Annotated in this window: 5 protein-coding genes; all 5 read left to right on the top strand. The window is 60.9% G+C overall.

What is annotated here, in order from left to right; translation table 11 throughout:
• Positions 1–995, top strand: a 995-nt coding sequence (locus C9413_RS25715) for a hydroxyacid dehydrogenase (RefSeq protein ID WP_170251080.1), incomplete at its 5' end; no start/stop codon positions are given.
• Positions 996–1,312: 317 nt separating this feature from the next.
• Positions 1,313–2,476 (top strand): isovaleryl-CoA dehydrogenase, encoded by a 1,164-nt coding sequence (locus C9413_RS25720; protein ID WP_040115611.1) that lies wholly within the window; start codon positions 1,313–1,315, stop codon positions 2,474–2,476.
• Positions 2,473–4,080 (top strand): carboxyl transferase domain-containing protein, encoded by a 1,608-nt coding sequence (locus C9413_RS25725; protein WP_040115610.1) that lies wholly within the window; start codon positions 2,473–2,475, stop codon positions 4,078–4,080. Before C9413_RS25720 ends, C9413_RS25725 begins: the two co-directional genes overlap by 4 nt.
• Before the next feature lie 7 nt (positions 4,081–4,087).
• Positions 4,088–6,067: an acetyl/propionyl/methylcrotonyl-CoA carboxylase subunit alpha gene (locus C9413_RS25730; protein ID WP_170251081.1), complete on the top strand. Its 1,980-nt coding sequence runs from the start codon at positions 4,088–4,090 to the stop codon at positions 6,065–6,067.
• A partial coding sequence (locus C9413_RS25735; protein WP_170251082.1) for a hydroxymethylglutaryl-CoA lyase occupies positions 6,067–6,602 on the top strand: 536 nt, incomplete at its 3' end. The genes C9413_RS25730 and C9413_RS25735, both read left to right, overlap by 1 nt.

The raw sequence follows: 6,602 nt of genomic DNA on the forward strand, positions 1-6,602 counted from the left end.
CGGAACCACGCACGCTCGATCTGATCTTTACCGATGAGGCGCGAAAACTGTTGCACGCCAAATATCAGATCATCGAGGCCGATCCGGAAAACATCGCCGGGCTCGGCGATGGCGTTCTCGCAATGGCGCGTTACATCATCGGCCAGCCGCCGTTGTCGGCCGGGACCGTGGCGCGCATGCCTGAACTTCGCTGTGTGCTGAATGTCGAAAGCAATCTCATCAACAATATGCCTTATGAAATCCTCTTCCAGCGTGGCATTCACGTCGTCACAACGGGACAGGTCTTTGCCGAACCCGTGGCGGAAATCGGTCTGGGTTTTGCACTTTCGCTCGCGCGCGACATCATCGACCAGGACTTGGCTTTTCGCAGAGGCAGAGAGCTTTGGGGCGGAGAGGGCAATGCAAGTTCCCGGCTGATTGCAGGCTCCGAGATCGGCATCATCGGCTTCGGCGATCTCGGCAAGGCCCTCCGGCGGGTGCTTTGCGGTTTCCGGGCGACGATCCGGGTTTTCGATCCCTGGCTGCCGCGCTCCATCCTGGAGGAGCACGGCGTCGGAGCGGCGAGCCTAAGAGAGGTGCTAACAGAGAGCGATTTCGTCTTTGTCGTTGCGGCGGTGACCAGTGAGAACAAGCAATTCCTTAATGCTGAGGCTTTTGCCAGCATGCGGCCTGGCTCGGCGTTCATCCTGCTCAGTCGCGCCGATGTCGTCGATTTCGATGCACTGATGGCGGCCGTCGCATCGGGCCATATCGTTGCGGCAAGCGACGTATATCCCGAAGAGCCGTTGCCGCTTGACCATCCGGTGCGCAGTTTGAAAGGGTTCATCCGCTCCGCCCATCGTGCCGGTGCACTCGACAGTGCCTTCAAGAAGATGGGCGACATGGTGTTGGAAGACATGGACCTGATGGACCGCGGTTTGCCGCCCATGCGGTGCAAGCGGGCCGAGCGTGAGACCGTTTCGCGCATGCGCTCGAAGGGCGTGAAGATCAATTGATCAGGTATGTGCGGTGCCGCGTGAATAGCGGCGGGCCGCCGGGCGTTTGCCGCACGATCGCGGCGGCAGATGGCTCGACACCGCCGATCCCAGCTCCTTTATGAAAATATCGCGAACCTGGGCATTCGCTTTTCGATTGATGCGCCGCGGCAGCATTTTTGGTGGGGAAATTCTGCGGATCGGGTGCTATCGTTCTGACATGGACTGATGAAGCGGAGGAGCAATGCTTCCAGTATCATGGATCAACACTGCGACCTCGAAGGTGAGCAGATGCCGGTGACGATGCGGCGCGATCGACGGCTAAGGGGAGAGGCCGGATGTATTCAGGTGGTTTGAATTTCGCACTCGGCGACGAGATCGAAGCGCTGCGCGAGAGTGTCAGGCGGTTTGCGAGTGGACGCATTGCGCCGCTGGCGGCAGAGACCGATCGCAGTAACAATTTTCCAGCACTGCTCTGGCGGGAGATGGGAGATATGGGCCTGCTCGGCATCACGGCGGACGACGCTTATGGCGGTGCGGGTCTCGGTTATCTCGCCCATTGCGTCGCCATGGAGGAGGTCAGCCGCGCCTCGGCCTCGGTCGGCTTGAGCTATGGGGCGCATTCCAACCTCTGCGTCAATCAGATCAACCGCAACGGCAATGACGCGCAAAAGAGCCGCTATCTGCCCAAGCTTATCTCGGGCGAACATGTCGGGGCACTCGCCATGTCGGAGCCGGAGGCCGGTTCGGATGTTGTTTCGATGAAGCTCAAGGCCGAAAAGCGCGGCGACCGATATCTCCTGAACGGCAACAAGATGTGGATCACCAACGGTCCGGATGCCGACCTGCTCGTGGTCTATGCCAAGACCGACGCTGAGGCCGGACCGCGCGGCATCACGGCGTTCCTTGTGGAGAAGACCTTCCAGGGGTTTGCGACAGGCCAGAAACTCGACAAGCTTGGGATGCGGGGTTCGAATACTTGCGAGCTGATCTTTCGAGATTGCGAAGTGCCCGAGGAGAACGTGCTGGGCGCAATCGGCGGCGGCGTGAAGATACTGATGTCAGGCCTGGACTATGAACGCGTGGTGCTTTCGGCCGGTCCCCTCGGCATCATGGCGGCTTGCGTGGATCTTGTTCTTCCCTATCTGCATGAACGCAAGCAGTTCGGCCGGGCGATCGGCGAATTCCAGTTGATGCAGGCCAAGCTCGCCGACATGTATGTGACGCTGAATACGGCGCGCGCCTATGTCTATGCCGTGGCGGCGGCCTGCGACCGCGGCGAGACGACCCGCAAGGACGCTGCAGGTTGCATTCTTTATGCAGCGGAAAAGGCAACTGGCATGGCGCTCGAAGCGATCCAGGCGCTTGGCGGCAATGGCTACACCAATGATTATGCCGCAGGGCGGCTCTTGAGGGACGCTAAGCTCTACGAGATCGGTGCCGGAACCTCTGAAATCCGGCGAATGCTGATCGGACGCGAGCTCTTTGCGGAGACGGCATGACCGTACTCAAATCCCAGATCGCGAGCAATTCTGAAACCTTCAGGGCCAATCAGGCGGCTATGCAGGAGGCTATCAGACTCATTGAGGACGTCGCGCGATCGGCCCAGGACGGCGGCGGGACGGCGGCACGCGAGCGGCATGTGGGTCGCGGCAAGATGCTACCGCGCGACAGGGTCATGGGACTGATCGACCCGTCAACACCGTTTCTGGAAATTGCCGCGACGGCTGCTTACGGCATGTACGGCGATGAGGCGCCGGCAGCCGGGTTGATCACGGGAATCGGCCGCGTCGCAGGTCGCGAATGCATGATCATCTGCAACGATGCGACGGTCAAAGGCGGCACTTACTATCCGATGACGGTGAAAAAACACCTAAGGGCGCAGGAGATCGCAGCGGCGAACAAACTGCCCTGCATCTATTTGGTTGATTCCGGCGGTGCCAATCTGCCCAACCAGGACGAGGTCTTTCCCGATCGTGATCACTTCGGACGGATCTTCTTCAACCAGGCTAATATGTCGGCGGCCGGAATCCCGCAGATTGCCGTGGTGATGGGCTCTTGCACAGCAGGTGGCGCCTATGTCCCTGCCATGTCTGACGAAGCCATCATCGTGGAAGGGCAGGGAACGATCTTCCTCGCTGGACCGCCGCTCGTCAAAGCGGCGACGGGCGAGGTGGTTTCTGCCGAGGAGCTCGGCGGCGGCGACGTGCATACGCGCCTTTCTGGCGTTGCCGACTATCTGGCCCGCGACGATGCCCATGCCCTGGCGCTGACACGCCGCGCCGTCGCCTCGCTGAACCGACAAAAAGCACATACGGTCGAACTTCGCGAGGCAGAGCCGCCGCACTACGATCCGGCGGAAATCGCCGGTATCGTGCCCGCCGACCTTCGCACGCCCTACGAGGTGCGCGAGGTGATCGCCCGCATCGTCGACGGTTCGCGTTTTGACGAGTTCAAGGCGCGCTACGGCGCCACGCTCGTCTGCGGCTTTGCGCATATCCATGGCGTCCCTGTCGGGATCCTTGCCAACAACGGCGTCCTGTTTTCCGAATCTGCGGTCAAGGGCGCACATTTTATCGAGCTCTGCTCGCAACGGAAAATCCCGCTAGTCTTTTTGCAAAACATCACCGGCTTCATGGTCGGACGCAAGTACGAGACGGAAGGTATCGCCAAGCATGGCGCCAAACTGGTCACGGCTGTGGCAACCACCAAGGTACCGAAGATCACCATGCTGATCGGAGGCTCCTTCGGCGCCGGAAATTACGGCATGGCGGGCCGCGCCTTTTCGCCGCGCTTCCTCTGGACCTGGCCGAACAGCAGGATTTCCGTAATGGGCGGCGAGCAGGCGGCAGGCGTGCTTGCCACCGTTCGCAGCGAAGCGCTGATCCGTGCCGGGACGCCTTGGAATGCAGAAGACGAGGCGGCTTTCAAAAAGCCAGTTCTCGATCTCTTCGAAAGCCAGAGCCATCCGCTCTATGCCTCCGCCCGCCTTTGGGACGACGGCATCATCGATCCTGCAAAGAGCCGCGATGTTCTCGGCCTGTCGCTGTCAGCTGCGCTGAATGCGCCGATCGAAGACACGCGTTTCGGCCTGTTTAGGATGTGAGGCTGCGATGTTTGGAAAGATCCTGATTGCCAACCGTGGTGAAATTGCCTGCCGTATCATTCGTACGGCCCACCGCCTGGGCGTGCGCACAGCCACGGTCTATTCCGATGCCGACAGCGGCGCGCTGCACGCCGAGCTTGCCGACGAAGCGATCCGTATCGGCGGTTCGGCGGCCCATGAAAGTTATCTTTCGATCGAGCGTGTTATAGAATCGGCCAAGCGGACTGGCGCCGATGCGATCCATCCGGGCTATGGCTTTCGTTCGGAGAACGCCGAGTTCGCCGAGGCTGTCGAGGCGGCGGGATTAGTTTTCATTGGTCCGCAGCCAATGGCGATTCGGGCAATGGGTCGCAAGGATGCCGCCAAGGCCCTGATGGAAAGCGCCGGCGTTCCGATCGTGCCCGGCTATCACGGCGACGACCAGGATCCGGCCCTTCTGGCGGGCAAGGCATCCGAGATCGGCTTCCCCGTTCTCATCAAGCCTCGCGCGGGCGGCGGCGGTAAGGGCATGCGCCGTGTCGAGCGGGCCGAAGAGCTCCCATCTGCCCTGGAAGCGGCAAAGCGCGAGGCGAAGGCGGCATTCGGCGATGATGCCATGCTTATCGAAAAATACCTGCTTCGACCGCGTCATATCGAGGTACAGGTATTCGGAGACCGGCACGGCAATGTCGTCCACCTTTTCGAGCGCGATTGTTCGCTCCAGCGGCGCCACCAGAAGGTCATCGAGGAAGCGCCGGCTCCGGGCATGACCGCCGAGATGCGCCGCGCCATGGGCGATGCGGCCGTGCGGGCTGCGCGGGCGATCGATTATCGCGGCGCCGGGACCGTGGAGTTCATCGCCGATGTCTCGAAGGGGTTGTGGCCGGACCGCTTCTTCTTCATGGAAATGAACACGCGCCTGCAGGTCGAGCATCCGGTAACGGAGGCGATTACGGGTGTTGATCTCGTCGAATGGCAATTGCGGGTCGCAGCCGGTGAACCGCTTCCGAAAAAACAATCCGAGCTGAAGATCGACGGCTGGGCCTTCGAGGCGCGCATCTACGCGGAAGACGCGGCAAGGGGTTTTTTACCGGCCACGGGTGTGATCGACGAGATGCGCTTCCCAAAGGACGGCGTGCGGATCGATGCGGGCGTCAGGACAGGTGATCGGATTTCTGCCCATTACGACCCGCTGATCGCCAAGATGATCGTGCATGGCGCGAATCGCTCCGATGCGCTTGGGGTGTTGACGCGGGCACTGCAGGCATCGCACATCGCCGGGACGGTGAGCAATATCGGCTTTCTCACCAAACTGAGCCGTCAGGAAGAATTTGTCTCTGGCCATCCGGACACAGGTCTGATCGAGCGCAATCTTGAGACCCTGACCGCAATTCCAGCTGCCGAAGACACGGTGATTGCGCTTGCGGCAGTGCTGTCGCTGGAAGGAAAGAGCCACGGCCGCGATCCCTGGGACACGCTCGGCCATTGGCAGCTCTGGGGCGAGATGCAGCGTAAAGTGACGTTGGAACATGCCGGCAGTCTTGCAAGTCTGCGTGTCGTCGCTCGAGGCTTCGGCATGTTCGCCGTCCATGACGGCCGCCGGGTGATTCCCATTAGGTTTGTCAGCCGCCATGGCGACCGTCTACAAGTGGAGACCGATGGCAGACAGGTTTCTGTCGAGGTGGAGCGCGGGACGCATCGGTTGTGCCTGAGGCTCGACGGCAATTCACACCTCTTTGCGCTGCCCGATCCGCTGGATGGTACTGCCTCAGAAGCAGAGGTCGGCGATCGCCTGATCGCGCCGATGCCAGGCTTCGTCAAGATCGTGCGGACAAGCGAAGGTGCCGCCGTCTCGAAAGGCGCGCCGCTGATCGTCATGGAGGCCATGAAAATGGAGCTGACGCTGACCGCCGCGCGAGACGCCATTGTGGAAAGCGTTCACGCAAGTGAGGGTCAGCAGGTTTCCGAGGGCGCCGTCCTCGTCACCCTGAAGGCTGGAGAGGCATGATGACGGCTCTACACCAGGAACATGTTTCGATCGTCGAGATGGCACCGCGTGACGGTCTGCAAAATGAGGAACACTTCATCGGGACGGCAGACAAGATTGCACTTGTCGATATGCTGTCCGATTGCGGCTACGAGCGCATCGAGGTGACCAGTTTCGTGAGTCCGAAATGGGTGCCGCAGCTTGTCGACGCCGCCGAAGTGATGGCCCGAATTCGCCGCGTGCCTGGCGTGCGTTATACAGTCCTCACCCCCAACATGAAGGGCTTTGAGGCGGCACTTTCGGCACGGGCGGACGAGGTCGCGATCTTTGCCGCAGCTTCCGAAAGCTTCTCCCAGCATAATATCAATTGTTCGATTGCCGAGAGCATCGATCGTTTCCGCCCCATCGCGCAGGCAAGCAGCGCGCACGGTATTCCACTACGCGGCTATGTCAGCTGTGTCGTCGAATGCCCTTATGAAGGTGCCGTACGGCCCGCCAATGCCGCGGAGGTCGTAGCATCTCTGATGGAACTTGGTTACTACGTGCTCAACCTTGG

Source organism: Rhizobium sp. SEMIA 4085, assembly GCF_013004495.1.
GTDB lineage: Bacteria > Pseudomonadota > Alphaproteobacteria > Rhizobiales > Rhizobiaceae > Rhizobium > Rhizobium gallicum.

Excerpts from the sequence above, each read along its gene's own strand:
- C9413_RS25720 (WP_040115611.1), top strand. The coding sequence starts at position 1,313 with ATGTATTCAGGTGGTTTGAATTTCGCACTCGGCGACGAGATCGAAGCG.
- C9413_RS25725 (WP_040115610.1), top strand. The coding sequence starts at position 2,473 with ATGACCGTACTCAAATCCCAGATCGCGAGCAATTCTGAAACCTTCAGG.
- C9413_RS25730 (WP_170251081.1), top strand. The coding sequence starts at position 4,088 with ATGTTTGGAAAGATCCTGATTGCCAACCGTGGTGAAATTGCCTGCCGT.